Origin of the sequence: Caproicibacter fermentans (genome assembly GCF_014303955.1) — a bacterium.
Lineage (GTDB): Bacteria > Bacillota > Clostridia > Oscillospirales > Acutalibacteraceae > Caproicibacter > Caproicibacter fermentans.
The window spans coordinates 606,173-627,853 of sequence record NZ_CP060286.1 but is presented as its reverse complement, the minus strand read 5'-3'; the positions used below and the strand labels follow the sequence as shown (position 1 = coordinate 627,853).

General features: G+C 51.2%; 16 protein-coding genes. 13 read left to right on the top strand and 3 right to left on the bottom strand.

Annotated elements, in window-relative coordinates; all coding sequences use genetic code 11:
- From HCR03_RS03055 to pyk, 3 genes are all read right to left on the bottom strand, one after another.
- Window positions 1–207 carry a ferredoxin gene (locus HCR03_RS03055; protein WP_066644149.1) on the bottom strand — a complete coding sequence of 69 codons (207 nt, stop codon included), beginning with the start codon at window positions 205–207 and terminating at the stop codon, window positions 1–3.
- A gap of 41 nt (window positions 208–248) precedes the next feature.
- A complete protein-coding gene (locus HCR03_RS03050) occupies window positions 249–1,058 on the bottom strand; it encodes an alpha/beta fold hydrolase (protein WP_156991442.1) in 810 nt (269 codons plus the stop codon).
- Between the two features lie 118 nt (window positions 1,059–1,176).
- Window positions 1,177–2,934: a pyruvate kinase gene (gene pyk, locus HCR03_RS03045; protein WP_066644151.1), complete on the bottom strand. Its 1,758-nt coding sequence runs from the start codon at window positions 2,932–2,934 to the stop codon at window positions 1,177–1,179.
- A 207-nt stretch (window positions 2,935–3,141) separates the two neighbouring features.
- Here pyk and HCR03_RS03040 point away from each other — a divergent pair, with 207 nt between their 5' ends.
- From HCR03_RS03040 to tuf, 13 genes are all read left to right on the top strand, one after another.
- Entirely contained in the window at window positions 3,142–3,954 is an 813-nt protein-coding gene (locus tag HCR03_RS03040) for a M15 family metallopeptidase (RefSeq protein ID WP_166525188.1), read from the top strand.
- Window positions 3,955–4,042: 88 nt separating this feature from the next.
- On the top strand, window positions 4,043–4,246 hold the full coding sequence (gene rpmE / locus HCR03_RS03035) for a 50S ribosomal protein L31 (RefSeq protein ID WP_066644153.1): 204 nt from the start codon (window positions 4,043–4,045) through the stop codon (window positions 4,244–4,246).
- A 68-nt stretch (window positions 4,247–4,314) separates the two neighbouring features.
- The gene (locus tag HCR03_RS03030; RefSeq protein WP_066644154.1) at window positions 4,315–4,941 is read left to right on the top strand and encodes an IMPACT family protein; all 627 of its coding nucleotides are present in this window, start codon (window positions 4,315–4,317) and stop codon (window positions 4,939–4,941) included.
- A gap of 77 nt (window positions 4,942–5,018) precedes the next feature.
- Window positions 5,019–6,014: a deoxyguanosinetriphosphate triphosphohydrolase gene (locus tag HCR03_RS03025; RefSeq protein WP_066644155.1), complete on the top strand. Its 996-nt coding sequence runs from the start codon at window positions 5,019–5,021 to the stop codon at window positions 6,012–6,014.
- A gap of 36 nt (window positions 6,015–6,050) precedes the next feature.
- Complete coding sequence (gene dnaG, locus HCR03_RS03020; RefSeq protein ID WP_187036620.1) at window positions 6,051–7,808, top strand: DNA primase; 1,758 nt, start codon at window positions 6,051–6,053, stop codon at window positions 7,806–7,808.
- Window positions 7,809–7,825: 17 nt separating this feature from the next.
- Window positions 7,826–8,914 (top strand): RNA polymerase sigma factor RpoD, encoded by a 1,089-nt coding sequence (rpoD, locus tag HCR03_RS03015; RefSeq protein WP_175391674.1) that lies wholly within the window; start codon window positions 7,826–7,828, stop codon window positions 8,912–8,914.
- Window positions 8,915–8,929: 15 nt separating this feature from the next.
- Entirely contained in the window at window positions 8,930–9,337 is a 408-nt protein-coding gene (locus tag HCR03_RS03010; RefSeq protein WP_066644158.1) for an RrF2 family transcriptional regulator, read from the top strand.
- 287 nt (window positions 9,338–9,624) lie between these two features.
- Complete coding sequence (rpoB, locus tag HCR03_RS03005; RefSeq protein ID WP_066644159.1) at window positions 9,625–13,371, top strand: DNA-directed RNA polymerase subunit beta; 3,747 nt, start codon at window positions 9,625–9,627, stop codon at window positions 13,369–13,371.
- A gap of 17 nt (window positions 13,372–13,388) precedes the next feature.
- Window positions 13,389–16,931 carry a DNA-directed RNA polymerase subunit beta' gene (gene rpoC / locus HCR03_RS03000; RefSeq protein WP_066644160.1) on the top strand — a complete coding sequence of 1,181 codons (3,543 nt, stop codon included), beginning with the start codon at window positions 13,389–13,391 and terminating at the stop codon, window positions 16,929–16,931.
- A gap of 130 nt (window positions 16,932–17,061) precedes the next feature.
- Window positions 17,062–17,490 (top strand): 30S ribosomal protein S12, encoded by a 429-nt coding sequence (rpsL, locus tag HCR03_RS02995; protein ID WP_066644161.1) that lies wholly within the window; start codon window positions 17,062–17,064, stop codon window positions 17,488–17,490.
- A 160-nt stretch (window positions 17,491–17,650) separates the two neighbouring features.
- Window positions 17,651–18,121 carry a 30S ribosomal protein S7 gene (gene rpsG / locus HCR03_RS02990; protein WP_066644162.1) on the top strand — a complete coding sequence of 157 codons (471 nt, stop codon included), beginning with the start codon at window positions 17,651–17,653 and terminating at the stop codon, window positions 18,119–18,121.
- A 40-nt stretch (window positions 18,122–18,161) separates the two neighbouring features.
- A complete protein-coding gene (gene fusA / locus HCR03_RS02985; RefSeq protein ID WP_066644163.1) occupies window positions 18,162–20,243 on the top strand; it encodes an elongation factor G in 2,082 nt (693 codons plus the stop codon).
- Window positions 20,244–20,346: 103 nt separating this feature from the next.
- On the top strand, window positions 20,347–21,549 hold the full coding sequence (gene tuf / locus HCR03_RS02980) for an elongation factor Tu (RefSeq protein ID WP_187036618.1): 1,203 nt from the start codon (window positions 20,347–20,349) through the stop codon (window positions 21,547–21,549).
- Window positions 21,550–21,681: the final 132 nt, after the last annotated feature.

Genomic DNA, 21,681 nt, shown 5'->3' with positions numbered 1-21,681 from the left:
TCAGGAATCGTTTTCTTTCTTCGAAACTGAAATAACATTTACGGGACATTCGTCCCTCGCGACCAAAACGGTGCGCTCGGCTTCTCTGGGCACCCTTTCCCGTATGATTTTCGCGTAACCGTCGTCAGCCATACGGAATACTTCGGGACAGGTATATGCGCATAAACCGCAGCCGATACAGTTTTTTCGGTCCAGCAGTGCAGTCATAAACGGTTTCCTCCGTCTCCGCTCGCTGAACTGCGGGCAGCTCAGCTGGTGAGAAAACTGGAAAATTCCTGATTAAACTTTTCCAACTCATCGTAAAATACGGCATGCCCGCTTTGTTCAAACGGGAACAATTTGGAATTTCGAATCTTCCGGTTCAGGGTAAGCGGAAGTTCTTTCGGACATATTTTGTCCAAAACACCGTAAAAAATGCCTGTTGGCACCGTGATTTGTTCAAGGTCCGCGCGCAGATCCGCATCCCGCAGCGTTTCCGCGGTTTTCAGGGTGCTGTATCCCGGGCCGGAAAGGGTAACGGAACGGAACCATTCCGCGAACGGCGGCGTAACCGGCTGCGCAAAAAAATTCTGCCCGAAATCATAGATCGCCTGCGGCCGGTTGCGGCTGATCTGCGCTACTAATGAATTAACCTGCTCAAGAGGCAGCCCTCCCGGACATCCTTCGCGGCTGACAAAACAGGGGGCAGCCGCTGAAAGCAGCGCCAGCTTTGAAATCTTATATTCTTTATACCGCGACATATAACGAATCACAATCGCTCCGCCCATGGAAAAACCGACCAGTGTCATTTCCGAAACGCCGATCATTCGGATCACTTCGTAAAGATCATCCGCAAGGCGGCCGTAGTCATAGCCGTTCCATGGGGCATCCGAGTTTCCAAATCCACGAAGATCAATCGAGATGCAACGGAAACCTAGCTTTGGAAGAAGGTCAAACTGATACTCGAACATCATGTGATTTAAGGGCCAGCCGTGAACCAAAAAAACAGTTTTTTTACCCGCGGGATTCAAATCATAAACCGCAAGTTTCACTCCGCGTTCCACATTGACATAATACATATTTTCACCTCCGAAATACATCTATGTGTCAGCGGGGCAAAATAGTAATTCTGAGAAGAACAGAAATTAAAAAAGCCTCTTTCCCAGAGGAAAAGAGGGGAAAAAGGTCTTTATTTCTTCAGCCTTTTTTGCATTTTTGTCCGCTGAAGACAATTCCGCGCCCTGCGTCAACCGTAACGGCGGTGCCGCTTTTCAGCAGCTGGGTGGCATTCTGCGCGGCTACAATGACGGGCTTTCCAAGCGTCAGTCCTACGATAGCCGCGTGGGAATTCATTCCGCCTCGTTCTGTGATAATCGCGGAGGCCGATTTCAGAATGGAAAGAATATCGTTGGACGTTTCCGGGATAACGAGGATGTCTCCGTCTTTAAAACGCTCATGAGCTTCCTTTTCATCCCTGCAGACGCAGAGGTTGCCGCACACGCTGCCTTTGGATACGCCTCTGCCGGAGACCAGAACATCCCCGACCAGCTGAACTTTGAGTAGGTTCGTTGTTCCGGAGACGCCGAGAGGGACTCCGGCGGTAATGACGACAAGGTCGCCGTCCCGAACAAGGCCGCGCTTTCTCGCGGTTTCCACCACGTGATCAAACAGTTCGTCCGTAGTGTCTTTCTCTTCCACAAGCACCGGGACCACTCCCCAGGAAAGGTTCATCTGGCGAAGAACCGTCGGGTCCGTCGTGCCGCTGATAATGGGGTGGGACGGGCGGTATTTGGAGATCATTCTGGCCGTGCGGCCGGTTTTCGTCACCGTAATAATCGCAACGGCGCCCAGGTCGTATGCCGTCGTGCAGGTTGCGTGCGAAATGGCGGAGGTAACATTCGGCTGTTCGTAAAAATCACGCTTTTTGAACCGCTCAATATAATTGATGTCGTTTTCGGTGCGCTCCGCAATCTTCGCCATGGTTTTCACGGCGAGGACGGGGTACAGTCCCGCGGCGGTTTCTCCGGAAAGCATGATCGCGCTGGTGCCGTCGTAAATCGCGTTTGCGACATCAGTCGCTTCCGCACGGGTCGGGCGTGGATTCTTCATCATGGAATCCAGCATTTGTGTCGCGGTAATTACCTGTAGGCCCGCGTTGGAGGCCTTTTTAATCAGCTTTTTCTGAATAATCGGGATCTCTTCCAGAGGAATTTCAACGCCCAGATCGCCCCTTGCGATCATAATGCCGTCGGAAACCCGAATGATGTCCTCAATATTCTGGACGCCGTCTGTGTTTTCAATTTTTGCGATTATGCGGATGTTATGGCACCCGAGTTTCTGCAATTCAGAGCGAAGTTCGATGATATCCTGCGCGCTGCGGGTAAAGGACGCGGCGATAAAATCAAAATTTTCCTCCACGCCGAAAGCAAGGTCCTGCCGGTCCTTCTCGCTGATGAACGGGAGGGAAAGATGCGCTCCGGGCACGTTGATTCCCTTGTGAGAGGAGATGGTTCCGCCGTTTTCAACGGTGCAGAGCACGTCCGTCTCCGTGCAGGACTCAACTTTCAGCGCGATCAGCCCGTCGTCGATCAGGATCGTTGTGCCGGGGTGAACCTCCTTGGGCAGCCGTTCAAAGGTAACGGAAACGCACTTATCGTCACCGGCAACGTCGCGTGTTGTAAGCGTGAAACGGTCTCCGGTATTCAGGGTGACGGACGGTTTCTCAAATTTTCCGATCCGAATTTCAGGCCCTTTGGTGTCGAGGAGAAGAGCAACCGGAAGATCCAACTCCTGCCTCAGCTTTTTGACCAGATCGACATAGGGCTTCTGATCCGCTCCTGTCCCGTGCGAGAAGTTCAGTCTCGCGACGTTCATACCGGACAGCATCAGCTGACGGATGACCTCTTCCTCTTTTGTTGCGGGTCCCAGTGTACAGACAATTTTTGTTTTTCTCATTTTCTTGCAGCCTCATTCCATTACTGCTTATTTTGTATTAATTACCTATTTTATCTATTACATCATACTAGAATCACGAAAAAAAATCAATTAAGTGCCGATAAATTGGCAGAGATCCCGAAAATGCTCCAACAGTTGCATTCATTTCAGATAAGTTATACAATGAAAAAGAAGAATTGGCGGAATTGGACGGAATGGATGGAGCAAATGCTGAAACGAAGGGAAAAAATTATTAAATCGCGCGCCCAGTGGCGCAGCCAGAATCAGATAAAAAAAATCAAGATTGTGATGACGGTAATCCTGACTGCGCTCTTGCTGTCTGTGGCGGCGGGAGGACTTTTGGCGTGGTCCCAGATGCGGGACTTTTTTGAACAGAAGGCGCAAAATACTTCTCTGCAGGCATCCGGCTCCGCATCATCCGACGTTGACAGTCTGCCCGTCTACGACGATTCTCTGAATCTGATGCTGGTGAATTTATCGCATCCCCTGGAATCCGGATACAAGGCGGAATTGACGGATTATGACGGGTATCGGGTGGATCAAAGAATTTTGCCCGCTCTGAAAAAAATGATGGCTCAGGCGGAATCGGACGGCTGCCCTCTGACATTATCGGGGGGATATGTGGATTCGGATGAGCAAAACCGCCTTTATGAAGCTGAAACTCAGCGCCTGATGCAGAAAGAACATCTTTCCCGCGTTCGCGCGGAAAGTCAGGCGCAGAATACCGTGGGCAAGGGAGGATGCAATGAAAATCAGACCGGTCTGGCCGCGACGTTTTCCGCGGAAGGGAAAAAAGGGTCCGATTTTGCGGCGACCAAACAATATCATTGGCTTTCCGAAAACAGTGTATACTTCGGTTTCATTCTGCGCTATCCCGGCGACAAGGAATCGCTGACGGGAATGGGATCCCAGCCGGATCATTACCGATATGTCGGCACGGAAAATGCGGTTAAAATGAGGGAGTATTCCATGTGTCTGGAAGAATATGTCGCCTATTTGGCTCAACAGCCGCAATATTGAAATGCGGTGGAAATAGTCCTTGCAATTAGCCGTCGTGTATGTTATAATCTTCGCAGTATGGAGTAAGGTTGATAAAGAGGTGACAGGAATGAAGGAAAAGATCCATCCGCAGTATCAGGATACAACGATCACCTGCGCATGCGGAAATGTAATTCATACAAGATCAACGAAGGAAAACATCCGTGTTGAAATTTGCTCCAAATGCCACCCGTTTTTCACGGGAAAACAGAAGCTGATTGATACAAGCGGCCGTGTCGATATGTTTAAAAAGCGTTACGGCATCGGCAAGTAAAAGCGATTTTGTACGGATAGACGGCGAGAAAAGCGCCGTCTATCTTTTTTTTCGGGGGGAGACAGGGGATGGAAGAAGAATATCGAACACTGAAGGCGGCCGTCCGGGTGGAATTTACAGACCGCCGCTCCCGGTTTATCGGTGCCGCCGCGCCTGTTGCCGACGAGGAGGAAGCAATTTCTTTTCTGCGGAGAGAGAAGGCCCTCTACCGCGAGGCAAACCATCATGTTTACGCTTACAGCCTGAGAAAGGGAGGAATAGCCCGGCACTCCGACGACGGAGAGCCACAGGGCACCGCGGGGTTGCCGGTGCTGGATGTTCTCCTGAAATCGGAAATAACGGACGCGGTAGTTGTTGTAACCCGCTATTTCGGCGGAACGCTGCTTGGCACCGGAGGACTGGTCAGGGCATATTCCCATACGGCCGCGATTGCTTTGGAACAATCGGGCGTTGCGGTGATGAAGCCCTGTTCCGTGCTGGATATCAGCTGCGGTTACGCGCGCTACTCCGCGGTTGCAGCGCTGATACCCCAGTATGGCGGCGTGATCGATCATACCGGTTATACCGATACGGTCGAAATCCGGTTCCATATGGAAAGCAAAAATTTAAAAGCTTTTAGCGATGCTTTATCGGATGTAACCTGCGGGGAGTGCGGCACGGAGCTTGTTTCAGAAAAATATTTTGACTTAAATTAACTTTTTTTGTTACGGGAAAGGAAAAGGGAGAGGAATTCGCGTATAATGCAGTGAAATGCACGGAAAGGGGTTTCTTTATGACTGTTTGTGAAAGGATACAAAATCTGGAAGAACAGACGCTTTCACCTTATGCCATGCTTTCAAGAAATTCGGCGGGGCGTGAAACGCAGGAAATGGAATGTGACTTGAGAACGCCCTACCAAAGGGACCGTGACAGAATTATACACTGCAAGGCGTTTCGCCGCCTGAAGCATAAAACGCAGGTGTTCCTTTCTCCGGAAGGCGACCATTACCGCACACGGCTGACTCACACGCTTGAAGTCGCGCAGATCGCGCGGACAATCGCCCGGGCGCTGCAGCTGAACGAGGATCTGACGGAAGCGATTTCCCTGGGTCATGACTTGGGACATACCCCCTTCGGGCATGCGGGAGAACGCGCGCTGGATCAGATTTTTCCGGGCGGATTCCGGCACTATGAACAGAGTGTGCGGGTTGTGGAACGCCTTGAAAAAAACGGAAAAGGATTGAATCTGACCAAAGAAGTTCGGGATGGAATCCTGTGTCATACGACCGGGACGGAAGCGCTGACGATGGAAGGCCGCATCGTACGGACCGCGGACCGGATTGCTTATTTGAATCATGATATCGACGACGCGGAACGCGCGGGAGTGCTGACAGAGGGTGAAATTCCAGAAAGAATTACATCGGTGCTGGGTCACAGGAAATCGAAACGGATTGATACTCTGGTTCGGTCCGTGATTGAGGGCAGCCAAAATGGAACCGTCGGCATGAGGCCGGAAGTTCAGGCAGCATTTGATTTGTTAAGGGACTTCATGTTTCAGAGCGTTTATGAGAATCCCTATGCAAAGGGAGAGGAGCGCAAAGTCCCTCATCTGATCGGCGCTTTGTTTGATTATCTGCAAAAGCCGGAGAATCTGCCGGAGGATATGCGTCTGATCGCGGAGCAGGACGGCTGCGCCCGTGCCGCCTGCGATTATATTGCCGGCATGACGGATCATTATGCGGTCGAATTGTTTAAATCCATTTATGTACCGGCATCGTGGAAAATATAAGGCGCCGGCAACTGAATCTGAAAGGGAGGCGGACGTATGCCCTTGCCGGAATCGTTCCTTCAGGAACTGAAGGCGCGCTGTGATCTTGCTGAAATCGCCGCGAACTATGTCAGCCTGAAACGCAGCGGCAGGAATCTGGTCGGGCTTTGTCCATTTCACAGTGAAAAGTCGCCGTCGTTTAATATCTATCCGGAAAACGGTTCGTTTTACTGCTTCGGATGCGGAACGGGAGGCGATGTGATTACGTTTATCCGGCGGATTGAGAATCTCGATTACATGGAAGCGGTTCGTTTCCTTGCTCAGCGCGCCGGATTGCAGGTTCCGGAAGCACAGGTCGATGACGGCATGGCGAAACTGCGCGCCCGGATTCTTGAAATCAACCGGGAAACAGCCCGATTCTTCTATTCCGTGCTGAATTCGGATGCCGGGCGCGAGGGAAGAGAATATTTTAACCGGCGTGAGTTAAAGCAGGAAACTGTCCGGCACTTCGGACTGGGGTATTCTCCTGCTTCCCGCTTCGCTTTGGTCGACATGCTTGAGAAGAAAGGCTACACACAGAATGAAATGATTCTTGCGAACGTGGCTTTTAAAAGCAGAAGCGGAAGGGCGGTCGACCGTTTTTTCGGGCGGGTCATGTTCCCGATTATCGACCTGCGGGGCAATGTGGTGGCATTCGGCGGAAGAACCCTCGGAGATGATAAGCCGAAGTATCTGAACACTTCGGAAACGCCCGTTTTCAATAAGGGCAATCTGCTTTTTGCTCTTAATTTTGCAAAAAACTGCAATTCGGAAAGATTGATTTTATGCGAAGGATATATGGATGTGATCGCTCTGCATCAGGCGGGTTTTCAAGAGGCGGTCGCCACGCTCGGCACTTCGCTGACCGCGCCGCAGGCACGGCTGATGGCCCGGTATGCAAAAGAAATAGTCGTTTGCTATGATTCCGACGAACCGGGGCAGAAAGCGGCCTCTCGGGCAATCCCGATTCTTCGGGACGCCGGACTGGTCGTTCGGGTTCTGACCGTTACCGGCGGAAAGGATCCGGATGAATACATAAAAACGAACGGGCCGATTAAGTTTAAGCAGCTGTTGGACGCCTGCGGCAACGATGTGGAATATCGTCTGCAAAAGGCGAAGCAGGGCCGCAATCTTCAAATCCCCGAACAGCGGGTCGAGTACCTGAATGCGGCAGCGTCCGTTCTTGCCACCCTGGAAAACCGCATTGAACAGGAGGTTTATGCGGGGCGGCTGGCACAGGAGGCCGGAATCGCGACGGCCACGGTCATGAATCAAATTTCAGCGTACAGTAAAAGGAATCGGAAAAAGCAGATGAAAAAGCAATTTCAGGCGGTTCAGCAACAAGCCGCGGGCCTGAGGGATCGTGTAAATCCCGAAAAAGCAGGCAATCTTCGCGCGGCGGTCGCGGAGGAAGCCCTGATTGCTCATTTGCTGAAATTTCCGGAATCCTCCGAAAAAATCGCGGCGATTTTACCGCCTGAAAAATTTATTACGTCATTTAACCGCCGTGTATATGCGGTAATTGTGGGCAGAATTACAAAAGGAAATGCAGTCGGCCTTGCCGATCTTTCGGAAGAATTTACCATGGATGAAATTTCATCCGTCTCACGAATCCTTGCCGCTCAGGACGGAATTACACTGACATGGCCGGACGTGCTGGAATATATCAATATTATTTCCCAGGAAAATGATAAATTAACGATAAGCCGGGCCGAATCGGTACGAGCTGAGGAAATAGAAGATTACCTGAAAAAATTAAGGCAGCAAAAGAAATAGGGGGACGCATTATGGCAATGCCTGACAAGAAAACGGTGATCAGGGAACTGATAGAACAGGGAAAAGCAAAAGGGCAGCTGTCCACAAAGGAAATCCTTGACGCGCTTGGCGAATTGGACTTTGACCCGGAACAGATCGAAAAATTTTACGATACGCTTGAGTCGCAGGGAGTTGAAATCGTCGAGGATTTCGGTGACGAACCGCTGGAAGACCTTGAAATTGACCCGAAAATTGTTGAAAGCGAAGACCTTGAAACCACTCTGAGTACAGAAGGAATCGCAATCGATGATCCGGTTAAGGTTTATTTAAAGGAAATCGGTCGGGTGCCCCTATTGAGTCCGGAAGAGGAAATTGACCTTGCCATCCGCATTTCCAGCGGGGACGAGGCGGCGAAAAAAAGGCTGTCGGAAGCAAATCTTCGTCTGGTTGTCAGTATTGCAAAGAGGTATCTCGGCAGAGGAATGCAATTCCTGGACCTGATTCAGGAGGGCAATCTGGGCCTCATCAAAGCGGTGGAAAAATTTGACTATACCAAGGGCTTCAAATTTTCCACTTATGCCACCTGGTGGATTCGTCAGGCGATTACACGCGCGATTGCGGATCAGGCGAGAACAATTCGAATTCCCGTGCATATGGTCGAAACAATCAATAAGGTAAAAAAGGTTTCGAGCCAGCTGCTGCATACCAACGGCCATGAACCCACGGCGGAGGAAATTTCTTACGAACTGGATATGCCGGTTGAAAAAGTGCGAGAAATTATGCGTGTTGCTCAGGAACCCGTTTCGCTGGAAACGCCGATCGGCGAAGAGGAAGACAGCCACCTTGGCGACTTTATTCCGGACGATGACGCTCCGGCCCCGGCGGATGCCGCTTCCCACACGCTTTTGAAAGAACAGCTTGCGGATGTGCTCGACACACTGACGCCAAGAGAAGAAAAGGTTCTTCGGCTGCGGTTCGGCCTGGAGGACGGACGTTCCCGCACACTGGAAGAAGTGGGCAAGGAATTTAATGTAACAAGAGAACGAATCCGTCAAATTGAAGCGAAGGCGCTTCGAAAACTGCGTCATCCAAGCCGAAGCAAAAAGCTGAAAGATTTTTTGGATTAAGGAGCGTTCATCATTATGGTATTGACACTCGAGGCCGACTACGCGGTCCGGATCGTCGACGACCTCGCGCAGTCGGACCGAAAAGTAGACGCCCGCACCCTTTCGGAACATACGCGGGTTCCCCTGAGGTTTGCATTGAAAATTCTGAGAAAGCTGGTTGCCTCCGGGCTGATTGTATCTTATAAAGGCGCGCATGGAGGCTATATGCTTGCCGGCCCGGCGGATTCCATCACGCTTCGTCAGGTCATTGAGTCCGTGGAAGGGCCTTATATGCTGAGCCGATGCCAGCAGGATGCTTACAGCTGCACGCATGATCACTGCTGCAGATTCCACGAGATTTACGACGAAATTTCTACAATCGTAAGGGAAAAACTCGACTCCTATACATTTGACACCCTGAACAATAAGAAAAAGCAGGGTTAGAAATAAAGAACAAAAGCCGGAGCTTTCACTCCGGCTTTTGTATTGAACATATAAATAATTCAGCTATTTTAAAAAATTACTTGACAACCACCATATATTGTAATAAAATAATATACTGCATCATCATGGCAACTTATACGCAAAATGATTTGTAACTATCATATCACAAGTCCTTTCAAAAGGCAATAGTTTATCTGGAGTATGATAAAATCGTGAGATATATGAAAACTTTTTGTGCTTAATTTATGCCGCGGAATGTCAAATCTATGAATGGAGTGATTGAGCCAATGGTGAATGTCAAACCGGTTAAGGTTGGCAAAAATACTCGAATGAGTTTTGCGCGTATTGATGAAGTCCTTGATATGCCGAATCTTATCGAAGTACAGAAAAAGTCCTATCAGTGGTTCCTCGATGAAGGACTCAAGGAAGTATTCAAGGAAGTCTCCGGCATCACGGATTACACGGGCAATCTCGTACTTGATTTTGTCGATTACAAACTGGATGTCGACAAGCCGAATTACAGCGTGGAAGAATGCAAGGAACGCGATGCTACTTATTCCGCGGCATTACGGGTCACGGCACGGCTGCTTAACAAGGAAAGCGGCGAAATTAAAGAATCCGAAGTATTCATGGGGGATTTTCCCCTGATGACCGACAGCGGAACCTTTGTAATCAACGGCGCTGAGCGCGTCATTGTTTCCCAGCTGGTTCGTTCGCCCGGCGTTTATTATAAAATGGAATACGATAAAACGGGCAAGGAACTTTACAGCTCCACCGTTATCCCGAACCGCGGCGCATGGCTGGAATATGAAAACGACGCGAACGACGTTTTCTATGTTCGTATTGATAAAAACCGCAAAATTCCCGTTACCGTATTTATCCGCTCCCTCGGTCTTGGTTCGGACGAGGAAATCCGCGATTATTTTGGCGTCGACGAGCGGATAGAAGCAACGATTGCCAAAGATCCGTGCAAAAACACGGAGGAAGCCCTGTTTGAAATTTACAGAAAGCTTCGTCCGAGCGAACCGCCGACCATAGAAAGCGCGCAGGCTCACATCAACAGCCTGTTTTTTGATGCGCGCCGTTATGACCTTTCGCGGGTCGGCCGTTACAAATACAACAAAAAGCTGAATCTTGCCGGCCGTATCTCCGGTCAGGTGCTTTCCAAGCCGATCGCGGATCCCCGCACGGGGGAACTGCTTGCGGAGGCGGGTGTGGCCGTGTCCCATGAGCTTGCGGAACAGATTGACGATGCCGGTGTCTCCATCGCGTATGTGCAGGATGGGGACCGCGAAATCAAAGTGATTTCCAACGGCATGGTTAATATTCAGAAATTCGTAAACTTTGACGCCAAAACAGAATGCGATATCAACGAGAGGGTCCGTTTCACCATTCTCAATGAAATTCTTGAGTCCAGTTCCACGGATGAAGAAATCAAGGAAAAAGTCATCGCCAGAATCGACGAGCTGATTCCAAAGCACATTATTATCGATGACATTTTTGCCTCTATCAATTATATGAATTGCCTGGCGGTTGGCCTGGGTACGATTGACGATATCGACCATTTGGGCAACAGGCGAATCCGGTCTGTCGGCGAGCTGCTCCAGAACCAGTTTCGCATCGGCTTTTCCCGCCTGGAACGAGTGATTCGTGAACGCATGACGCTTCAGGCCCAGGATCTGGAGGTTCTTACACCGCATTCTTTAATCAATATCCGCCCTGTGGTTGCGGCAATCCGTGAATTTTTCGGATCTTCTCCGCTGTCTCAGTTTATGGATCAGACCAATCCGCTTGCGGAGCTTACCCATAAGAGACGTCTTTCCGCGCTGGGGCCCGGCGGTCTTTCAAGAGATCGCGCGGGATTTGAGGTACGCGACGTTCATTACACACACTATGGACGCATGTGCCCGATTGAAACGCCGGAAGGGCCGAATATCGGTTTGATCTCCTATTTGGCCACATTCGCGAAAATCAATGATTACGGATTTATCGAAGCGCCGTTTCGCCGCGTTGACAAAAAAACCGGTGTTGTAACAAAAGAAGTCGTCTATATGACGGCGGATGTTGAAGACAATTATATTGTGGCACAGGCGAATGAACCTCTCGATGAAGAAGGCCGCTTCGTAAACCCGAAGGTAAACGGCCGCTATCGCGACGAATTTGTTGAAATAGAGCGCGAACGCGCTGATTTCATGGATGTTTCGCCGCGGATGGTTGTTTCCGTCGCGACCGCGATGATTCCCTTTCTGGAAAACGACGATGCGAACCGCGCGCTGATGGGTTCCAACATGCAGCGGCAGGCGGTACCGCTTTTGAAGACGGAATCTCCGATTGTCGGTACCGGCATGGAGTATAAAGCGGGCGTGGATTCCGGTGTCTGTGTGCTTGCAAAGCGCAGCGGCGTCGTCAGCAGCGTTTCCGCCGACGAAATTAAGATTACTACGGACAACGGGGAAACCGACGTCTATCATGTTATTAAATTTATGCGTTCCAATCAGGGAACATGCATTAATCAGGTCCCGATAGTAGACATTAACCAGCGCGTGGCGGAGGGAGACGTCATCGCAGACGGCCCGGCCACAAAGGACGGGGAAATCAGCCTTGGCAAAAACGCCCTGATCGGCTTCATGACCTGGGAGGGCTACAACTACGAGGACGCCGTCCTGATCAATGAAAAAGTTGTGCGCGACGATGTTTTTACCTCTATCCACATTGAGGAATATGAGACGGAAGCCCGCGACACCAAACTTGGTCCGGAAGAAATTACACGGGATATTCCGAATGTCAACGAAGACCTGCTCCGTGATTTGGACGACGGCGGAATCATCCGCATCGGCGCGGAAGTCCGTGCGGGAGATATTCTTGTCGGTAAGGTAACGCCAAAGGGCGAAACCGAGCTGACCGCGGAAGAGCGTCTGCTTCGTGCCATTTTTGGAGAAAAAGCACGCGAGGTTCGCGATACCTCCCTTCGCGTTCCGCACGGTGAAAGCGGCATTGTTGTCGACGTTAAGGTCTTCACCCGTGAAAACAGCCATGACGAGCTGAGCCCGGGCGTCAATAAAGTGGTTCGCTGCTATCTGGCGCAGAAGAGAAAAATATCAGTCGGCGATAAAATGGCGGGCCGCCACGGAAACAAGGGCGTTGTCTCGCGCATTCTGCCGGTGGAAGATATGCCGTTCCTTCCGGACGGGACTCCGCTTGACATTGTGCTGAATCCTCTGGGCGTACCCTCCCGAATGAATATCGGGCAGGTGCTGGAAGTTCACCTGGGTCTTGCCGCAAAAGCACTTGGCTGGAAAATTATGACTCCTGTCTTCGACGGTGCTCACGAAGACAATATTGTGGAGTGCCTGACGCAGGCGGGACTGAGCCCCGACGGAAAGATCCTTTTGAAAGACGGCCGCACCGGGGAGTATTTTGACAACCCCGTTACCGTCGGTTATATGTATTATCTGAAACTCCACCACCTGGTAGACGATAAAATCCATGCCCGTTCCACCGGCCCGTATTCCCTTGTTACGCAGCAGCCTCTGGGCGGCAAAGCACAGTTCGGCGGACAGCGCTTTGGCGAAATGGAGGTGTGGGCGCTTGAGGCTTACGGCGCCGCCTATACGCTTCAGGAAATTCTCACCGTCAAGTCCGACGACGTGGTCGGACGCGTGAAGACGTATGAAGCAATTGTCAAAGGTCAGAATATTCCGACGCCCGGAATTCCGGAATCGTTTAAGGTTTTGATCAAAGAACTCCAGTCCCTCGCGCTCGACGTCAAGGTACTGGATGTAAATAATGATGAAATAGACCTGAAGCAGAATTTTGACGACGACGACGATATTGGATTCAATCCTTCGGAAGAAAACTTTGATGAACCGACGGTCGCTGAGGGCGACTTTGAAGGCTTCTCCATGGAAGAAGCGGAGGATGACGGAAGTCTGTTTGATGATTCCGATGGTTTTACTGACGAAGGTTCCGGCGATTCCGAAGATCTTGGGAAAGACGATCTGTTCGATATGAGTTCCGATGAAGATAAAATTTGACAGGAAGGGGTCGAAATATGGAATTTAACACCTTTGAATCCATAAAGATTGGACTTGCTTCACCTGAAAAAATTCGTGAGTGGTCGCACGGTGAGGTAAAAAAGCCGGAAACGATCAATTACCGCACGTTAAAGCCGGAGCGTGACGGTTTATTCTGCGAACGCATTTTCGGGCCTACGAAGGACTGGGAATGCCATTGCGGTAAGTATAAGAGAATTCGTTACAAGGGGAAAATCTGCGAACGCTGCGGTGTTGAAGTGACGCGCGCGAAGGTTCGCCGTGAGCGGATGGGCCACATTGAACTGGCGGCCCCCGTTTCCCACATCTGGTATTTCAAAGGGATCCCTTCCCGCATGGGACTGATGCTTGACATTTCGCCCAGAATGCTGGAAAAGGTGCTTTATTTTGCCCTTTATATCGTAACGGATCCGGGCGATGTCAGGGAGCTCCAAAAAAAACAGCTCCTGAATGAAAAAGAATACCGCGACATGCGTGAAAAGTACGAGGACGATTTTGAAGCGGGCATGGGAGCGGAATCTGTTCAAAAGCTCCTTTCCGAAATCGATCTGGACGAGGTTTCGACGGAACTGAAAACTGAGCTTGTCAATGCGACTGGCCAGAAGAAGGTCCGCATTCTGAAACGCCTTGAAGTAGTAGAGGCTTTCCGACTTTCGGGCAACCGCCCCGAATGGATGATTATGGACGCTATTCCGGTTATTCCGCCGGATCTGAGGCCGATGGTGCAGCTGGACGGCGGCCGGTTTGCAACGTCCGACCTGAACGACCTGTACCGCCGTGTCATCAACCGCAACAATCGCTTAAAAAGACTTTTGGAGCTTGGCGCCCCGGATATTATCGTCCGCAACGAAAAGCGGATGCTGCAGGAGGCTGTGGACGCGCTGATCGATAACGGCCGCCGCGGACGCCCGGTTACCGGGCCGAACAATCGCCCGCTAAAGTCTCTTTCCGACATGCTGAAGGGCAAACAGGGCCGTTTCCGCCAAAACCTGCTTGGCAAACGCGTCGACTATTCGGGCCGTTCGGTTATTGTTGTCGGTCCTGATCTGAAAATGTACCAGTGCGGACTTCCCAAAGAAATGGCGCTGGAACTTTTTAAGCCTTTTGTCATGAAACGCTTGGTCGAGACACAGGCTGCCGGCAATATCAAGGCGGCCAGAAAAGCGGTTGAACGAGCCAAGCCGGAAGTTTGGGATGCGCTTGAAATCGTCATAAAAAACCATCCGGTGCTGTTGAACCGCGCGCCGACTCTGCACCGTCTGGGCATTCAGGCGTTTGAGCCGGTCCTGGTTGAAGGAAGAGCGCTTAAGCTGCATCCGCTGGCCTGCACCGCGTATAACGCGGATTTCGACGGAGACCAGATGGCCGTACACGTTCCGCTTTCCTCAGAAGCGCAGGCGGAAGCCCGCTTCCTGATGCTTGCGGCAGGCAACCTGTTAAAGCCTTCCGACGGGCGCCCTGTTACCGTGCCGACGCAGGACATGGTTCTGGGTTCGTATTATCTGACGCTGGATAAGGCCGGAGAGACGGGTGAGGGCAAATGCTTCCGCGACTTTGACGAGGCAATCATGGCTTACAACGAGCATGTAATCGGCCTTCATGCAAAGATCAAAGTCCGCAGGACTTTGGTATTCGACGGCAAGCCCGAAACCCAGATGATTGAAACAACCGTCGGACGCATGATTTTCAATCGCCCGGTCCCACAGGATCTTGGTTATGTGGACCGTTCCAAGCCGGAAAATCGTTTTAAGCTGGAAATTGAATTTCTGGTTGGGAAAAAGCAGCTGGGCCAGATCATTGACCGCTGCATAGAGGTTCATGGCGTGCCGAAAACATCGGAGGTTCTCGACGCAATCAAGGCGCAGGGATACCGGTATTCCACCCGCAGCGGAATCACCGTTTCCGTCAGCGACGCCACGATTCCGCCGCAGAAGAAGGATATCATTGCGGAAGCGGAGAAGAAGATTGACGAAGTTTCCGAGCAATATAAAATGGGCTTGCTGTCCAACGGTGAGCGCTACAACGCGGTTCTGAAAACCTGGACGAAAGCAACGGAAGACGTGTCCACCGCGCTGCAAAAGAACCTGAACCGCTACAACCCGATTTTCATGATGGCTGACTCCGGCGCCCGCGGTTCCATGAGTCAGATTCGTCAGCTGGCCGGCATGCGCGGCCTGATTGCAAATACGTCCGGTAAAACAATCGAAATTCCGATCCGTGCGAATTACCGCGAAGGCCTGAATATTCTGGAATACTTTATTTCTTCGCGCGGCGCCCGGAAAGGCCTTGCCGACACGGCTCTGCGTACGGCGGACTCCGGTTACCTGACCCGCCGTCTGGTCGATGTTTCGCAGGATGTCATTATCCGTGAAGACGACTGCGGAGCAACCGAGGGCCTTGAGATCTTTGATATCAAGGAAGGCAAGGAAATTATCGAGACCATGCACGAACGTCTGATCGGACGTTATCTGCTGGAAGACTTCGTGGACGAAGAAAGCGGAGAAGTGCTGGTTTCCAAGGATAAACTGATGGATGAGAATGACGCCGACATCATCGTTTCAAAGGGCGTTAAGAGAATCAAAATCCGTTCGATCCTGGAATGCCGCGCGAAACACGGCGTCTGCAAAAAATGTTACGGCGCAAACCTTGCGACAAGGATGCCCGTTATGGTCGGCGAAGCGGTCGGTATTATCGCCGCGCAGTCGATCGGCGAGCCCGGCACGCAACTGACCATGAGAACCTTCCACACCGGCGGTGTTGCCAGTGCGGAAGATATCACACAGGGCCTGCCCCGCGTTGAAGAGCTGTTCGAAGGCAGAAAACCGAAGCATCTTGCCATTATCAGCGAGATTGCCGGTACGGTTTCCTTTGACGAAATCAAAAAGAGCCGCCACGTCGTTGTGACGAACTCCGAAACCGGAGACAGCAAATCGTATTTAATTCCGTTTGGTTCCCGTATTATTGTCAGTGAAGGCGACGAGATCAAGGCCGGTACCCGTCTGACGGAAGGTTCGGTCAATCCGCACGATGTTTTGGCAATCACCGGAACTCAGGCCGTCCAGGATTATCTGATTGAAGAGGTTCAGAAGGTTTACCGGATGCAGGGCGTTGATATCAACGACAAGCATATTGAGGTTATTGTACGCCAGATGCTGAAGAAAGTTCGCGTCGATGAGGCGGGCGACACAACCCTGCTGCCCAGCGCTCTGGTTGAAAAGAGCGAACTGGAGGCCGAAAATCAAATTGTACGCGATCGCATCGCCGCAGGGGAAACCGATCTGCAGGAGGCAACCGCGACCCCGGTTCTTTTGGGTATTACAAAAGCGTCTCTCGCGACGGATTCATTCCTTTCCGCGGCGTCCTTCCAGGAAACGACCCGCGTGCTGACCGATGCCGCGATCAAGGGCAAGGTCGATCCTTTACTGGGCCTTAAGGAAAACGTTATTATCGGGAAGCTCATCCCGGCAGGAACCGGCATGAAATGCTATAGTGACGTGGAAATCGAGCCGACCGGAGAAAACTTGACAAATGATGCGGTTTAGGCTTATAATGTAAAATCGTGATGGTTGCAATTTTTAGCACCAGCTAAAAATAGAGCCGATTGAAAATTTGTTGTTCACGCCGCCCCAAAAAGGGCGGCTTGACATAAATATTTTTGTTAGGAGGTGTCATATGCCAACCTTTAACCAATTGGTCAATACCGGCAGGGAAGTATCCGCAAAGAAAGCGAAGGCCCCCGCACTTTTAAAGGGCTGGAACTCGAAGAAACGTATTTCCATCGATCAGGATTCTCCGCAAAAGCGTGGTGTCTGTACGGTTGTAAAAACCGCGACCCCGAAAAAGCCGAATTCTGCTTTGAGAAAAATCGCAAGAGTCAGGCTTTCCAACGGAATCGAAGTCAGCGCCTATATTCCCGGCGTTGGTCACAACCTGCAGGAACACAGCGTCGTGATGATTCGCGGCGGACGTGTCAAGGACCTTCCTGGCGTGCGTTACCATATCATTCGCGGAACTCTGGACGCGCAGGGCGTTGCTCAGCGTATGCAGGCCCGTTCCAAGTATGGTGCGAAACGGCCGAAGGCCGGTGCTGCCAAAAAATAAGCAGCACGCCAATTTAACGATGACAGAAACCTGACGGCTGCATGTTGAAAAAACTGAAATGCAGCGGCGTTTGACCATATAGAGCGCCTCTGTACTGGCCACGGGAGTTATGTCGCTTTCGAGTACCGATGAATTCATTTCTGTGAAGGAGGGAAGTAAAGTGCCAAGAAGAGGTTCAACCGCGAAACGCGATGTTTTGCCGGATCCACTTTATAATTCCAAAATTGTAACACGATTGATTAATAATATCATGTACGACGGGAAAAAGGGCGTTGCCCAGAAAATCGTTTACGGTGCATTTGATATTATCAGGGACAAAACGGGAAAAGAACCGTTGGATGTTTTTGAGCAGGCCATGGAAAATGTAATGCCTTCTCTGGAAGTCAAGGCCCGCCGTGTCGGCGGCGCCACCTACCAGGTCCCGATGGAGGTCCGTCCGGAAAGACGGCAGACTCTGGGCCTGCGCTGGGTCACCAATTATTCCAGACTGCGCAGCGAAAAGACCATGAGGGAAAGACTTGCCGGCGAAATCCTTGATGCTTTGAACGGTGCTGGCGGCGCTGCCAAGAAGCGTGACGAAACGCATAAGATGGCAGAGGCAAACAGGGCATTTGCACATTACCGCTGGTAATGGCCGGCCTGCACATTTTCAGTATATTTAGGAGGAAATTATGCCAAGGCAGGTATCACTTGAATTAACCCGCAATATCGGCATTATGGCTCACATCGATGCCGGTAAGACTACCACTACCGAACGCATCCTGTATTACACTGGAATCAATCATAAAATCGGTGAAGTTCACGATGGAGCCGCAACAATGGACTGGATGGTGCAGGAGCAGGAGCGGGGCATTACCATCACTTCCGCCGCCACGACCTGCTTTTGGAAGGGCCACCGGATCAATATTATCGACACACCGGGCCACGTTGACTTTACGGTAGAAGTTGAGCGTGCTCTGCGCGTGCTCGACGGCGCCGTAGCGGTTTATGATGCAAAGGGCGGCGTTGAGCCGCAGTCTGAAACCGTTTGGCGTCAGGCGGAACAGTTCAGTGTTCCGCGCATGGCTTACGTCAACAAAATGGACATTATGGGCGCGGATTTTTTCCGCACCGTCCAGATGATGAAAGACCGCCTGAAGTGCAACGCCGTTCCCATTCAGCTGCCGATTGGCAGCGAAGATACCTTTAAAGGAATTATCGACCTGATCGACATGAAGGCCGACGTCTATTATGACGAAATGGGCAAAGACATGAAGGTCGAAGACATTCCTGAGGACATGAAGGAGCTTGCCGAGAAATATCATGCCGAGCTCCTGGAGGCGGTTGCCGAACAGGACGATGATCTGATGGAGAAGTACCTGAACGGCGAAGAAATGACCAAGGCGGAAATTGAAAAGGTGATTCGCAAGGCGACGATCGCAAATAAATTTGTGCCTGTTACCTGCGGAACCTCGTATAAAAACAAAGGCGTGCAGAAGCTGCTCGACGCGATCATCGCGTATATGCCGGCTCCTACCGACATTCCCGCAATTCGCGGCACCAATCCGGACACCGGGGAGGAAGAGGACTGCCATGCGAGCGATGACGAGCCTTTCGCGGCGCTTGCGTTTAAGATTGCCACGGATCCGTTTGTCGGAAAGCTGGCATTTTTCCGCGTATATTCCGGTAAGGTTGATGCCGGTTCCACGGTTTACAACTCCGTCAAGGACAATAATGAAAGACTGGGCCGCATTCTTCAGATGCACGCGAACCACCGTCAGGACCTTGAAACGGTTTACTCCGGCGACATCGCGGCGGCGGTCGGTCTGAAAAACACAACGACCGGCGATACCCTGTGCGATCCGAAGCGCAAAATCGTGCTCGAATCCATGGAATTCCCGGACCCGGTTATCCGTGTTGCAATCGAGCCTAAAACCAAGGCCGGCCAGGAAAAAATGGGCATTGCTCTCGCCAAGCTGGCGGAAGAAGACCCGACATTCAAGGCCTACACGGATGAGGAGACCGGTCAGACTATTATTGCCGGCATGGGCGAACTGCACCTGGAAATTATCGTCGACCGTTTGCTGCGGGAATTCCATGTGGAAGCAAACGTCGGTAAGCCTCAGGTTGCTTATAAAGAAACGGTGCGCCGTCTTGCCGACGTCGAAACCAAATACGCAAGGCAGTCGGGCGGCCATGGCCAGTACGGTCATGTTAAGATTAAACTGGAACCGAATCCGGGCAAGGGTTATGAATTTGTCAACGCCGTTACGGGCGGTGCGATTCCGAAGGAATTTATTCCTGCCGTAGACCAGGGAATTCAGGGCGCGATGCTGTCCGGCGTTATGGCGGGCTATCCGGTTGTGGATGCCAAGGTCACGCTTTACGATGGATCGTTCCACGAAGTCGACTCTTCGGAGCTCGCGTTTAAGATTGCCGGTTCAATGGCGTTTAAGGAAGCTATGACGAAAGCCGATCCGGTTATTTTGGAACCGATTATGAAGGTTAGTGTTACCGTTCCGGAAGATTACATGGGCGACGTGATGGGCGACCTGAACTCCCGTCGCGGAATGATCGAAGGAATGGACGCAATCCCGGGCGCGCAGCAGATTCGCGCTATGGTTCCGCTTTCGGAAATGTTCGGCTATTCCACCGATCTGCGGTCTAAAACGCAGGGCCGGGGCCAGTATGTTATGGAGCCCGGCAGCTATACGGAAGTACCGAAGAATATTTCGGAAAAGATTATTACGTCCCGCAGTAAAAAATCGGAATAACCTCGTAAAATATGCTTGCTTTTTAACCTTTTTATTGTTAGAATGTTAAGCATAATGTAAAATCTATCATTCCAGTTCGGATAAATAAAAAGGAGGATCTCCAATGGCAAAAGCAAAATTTGACAGGTCGAAACCTCATGTAAACATTGGCACCATCGGTCACGTTGACCATGGTAAGACCACTTTGACTGCGGCTATCACGAAGGTTCTTAACTTCAAAGGTGAAGCTGATTTTGTCGATTACGCAAACATCGACAAGGCACCGGAAGAAAGAGCACGTGGTATTACAATTAATACGGCTCACGTTGAGTATCAAACGGAAGCCCGCCACTATGCTCACGTTGACTGCCCGGGCCATGCCGACTATGTTAAAAATATGATTACCGGTGCTGCACAGATGGACGGCGCGATCCTTGTCGTCTCTGCTGCGGACGGTCCGATGCCCCAGACCCGTGAGCACATTCTGCTTGCCCGTCAGGTAGGCGTGCCTTATATCGTTGTTTATATGAACAAGGTTGACCAGGTTGACGATGAAGAGCTTCTTGACCTTGTTGAAATGGAAATTCGTGATCTGCTGAACGAATATGAATTCCCCGGTGACGATACCCCGATTATTCGCGGTTCCGCTCTGAAAGCGCTGGAATGCACCTCCAAGGATCCCGATGCGCCGGAATACAAATCCATCTGGGAACTGATGGATGCTGTTGACAGCTTCATCCCGACTCCGGAACGCAAGTCTGATCTTCCGTTCCTGATGCCTGTCGAGGATGTTATGACTATCAGCGGCCGCGGCACAGTCGCTACGGGCAGAGTTGAGCGCGGTATGGCCAAAATCGGCGATGAAGTTGAAATTGTCGGTCTTTCTCCGGAGAAGAAGAAGTCTGTTATCACGGGCCTCGAAATGTTCCGTAAGTCCCTCGACTTCGCAGAAGCCGGCGATAACATCGGTATGCTTCTCCGCGGTATTCAGAGAGAAGAAATTGAGCGCGGTCAGGTTATTGCAAAGCCGGGCAGTGTGCATCCGCATACCAAGTTTGTCGGTCAGGTTTATGTTCTGACGAAGGATGAAGGCGGCCGTCATACTCCGTTCTTCAACAATTATCGTCCGCAGTTCTATTTCCGTACAACAGACGTTACAGGTACCATCGATCTTCCGGAAGGAACCGAGATGTGCATGCCTGGCGATAACGTTCAGATGACGGTTGAATTAATTACGCCGATTGCTATGGAAGAGGGACTTCGTTTCGCGATCCGTGAGGGCGGCCACACGGTCGGTTCCGGCGTCGTTTCCAAAATTATTGAGTAATTAGCGGTTGTTAGACTGTTTATCAGCATGGCCCGGTGAGGTAAATTCCTCGCCGGGCCATGTTTTTTTAATAACCCTCGACGACTCAGAAGATTTGTCTGAAAGGCAGCTTTAAAGAGGCGCCCGGGTAGC

Coding starts and splice junctions, on each gene's coding strand:
- HCR03_RS03010 (WP_066644158.1), top strand. CDS start 8,930: ATGGTATTGACACTCGAGGCCGACTACGCGGTCCGGATCGTCGACGAC.
- rpsL (WP_066644161.1), top strand. CDS start 17,062: ATGCCAACCTTTAACCAATTGGTCAATACCGGCAGGGAAGTATCCGCA.
- rpoC (WP_066644160.1), top strand. CDS start 13,389: ATGGAATTTAACACCTTTGAATCCATAAAGATTGGACTTGCTTCACCT.
- rpmE (WP_066644153.1), top strand. CDS start 4,043: ATGAAGGAAAAGATCCATCCGCAGTATCAGGATACAACGATCACCTGC.
- HCR03_RS03030 (WP_066644154.1), top strand. CDS start 4,315: ATGGAAGAAGAATATCGAACACTGAAGGCGGCCGTCCGGGTGGAATTT.
- HCR03_RS03025 (WP_066644155.1), top strand. CDS start 5,019: ATGACTGTTTGTGAAAGGATACAAAATCTGGAAGAACAGACGCTTTCA.
- HCR03_RS03050 (WP_156991442.1), bottom strand. CDS start 1,058: ATGTATTATGTCAATGTGGAACGCGGAGTGAAACTTGCGGTTTATGAT.
- HCR03_RS03040 (WP_166525188.1), top strand. CDS start 3,142: ATGCTGAAACGAAGGGAAAAAATTATTAAATCGCGCGCCCAGTGGCGC.
- HCR03_RS03055 (WP_066644149.1), bottom strand. CDS start 207: ATGACTGCACTGCTGGACCGAAAAAACTGTATCGGCTGCGGTTTATGC.
- dnaG (WP_187036620.1), top strand. CDS start 6,051: ATGCCCTTGCCGGAATCGTTCCTTCAGGAACTGAAGGCGCGCTGTGAT.
- rpoD (WP_175391674.1), top strand. CDS start 7,826: ATGCCTGACAAGAAAACGGTGATCAGGGAACTGATAGAACAGGGAAAA.
- tuf (WP_187036618.1), top strand. CDS start 20,347: ATGGCAAAAGCAAAATTTGACAGGTCGAAACCTCATGTAAACATTGGC.
- pyk (WP_066644151.1), bottom strand. CDS start 2,934: ATGAGAAAAACAAAAATTGTCTGTACACTGGGACCCGCAACAAAAGAG.
- fusA (WP_066644163.1), top strand. CDS start 18,162: ATGCCAAGGCAGGTATCACTTGAATTAACCCGCAATATCGGCATTATG.
- rpoB (WP_066644159.1), top strand. CDS start 9,625: ATGGTGAATGTCAAACCGGTTAAGGTTGGCAAAAATACTCGAATGAGT.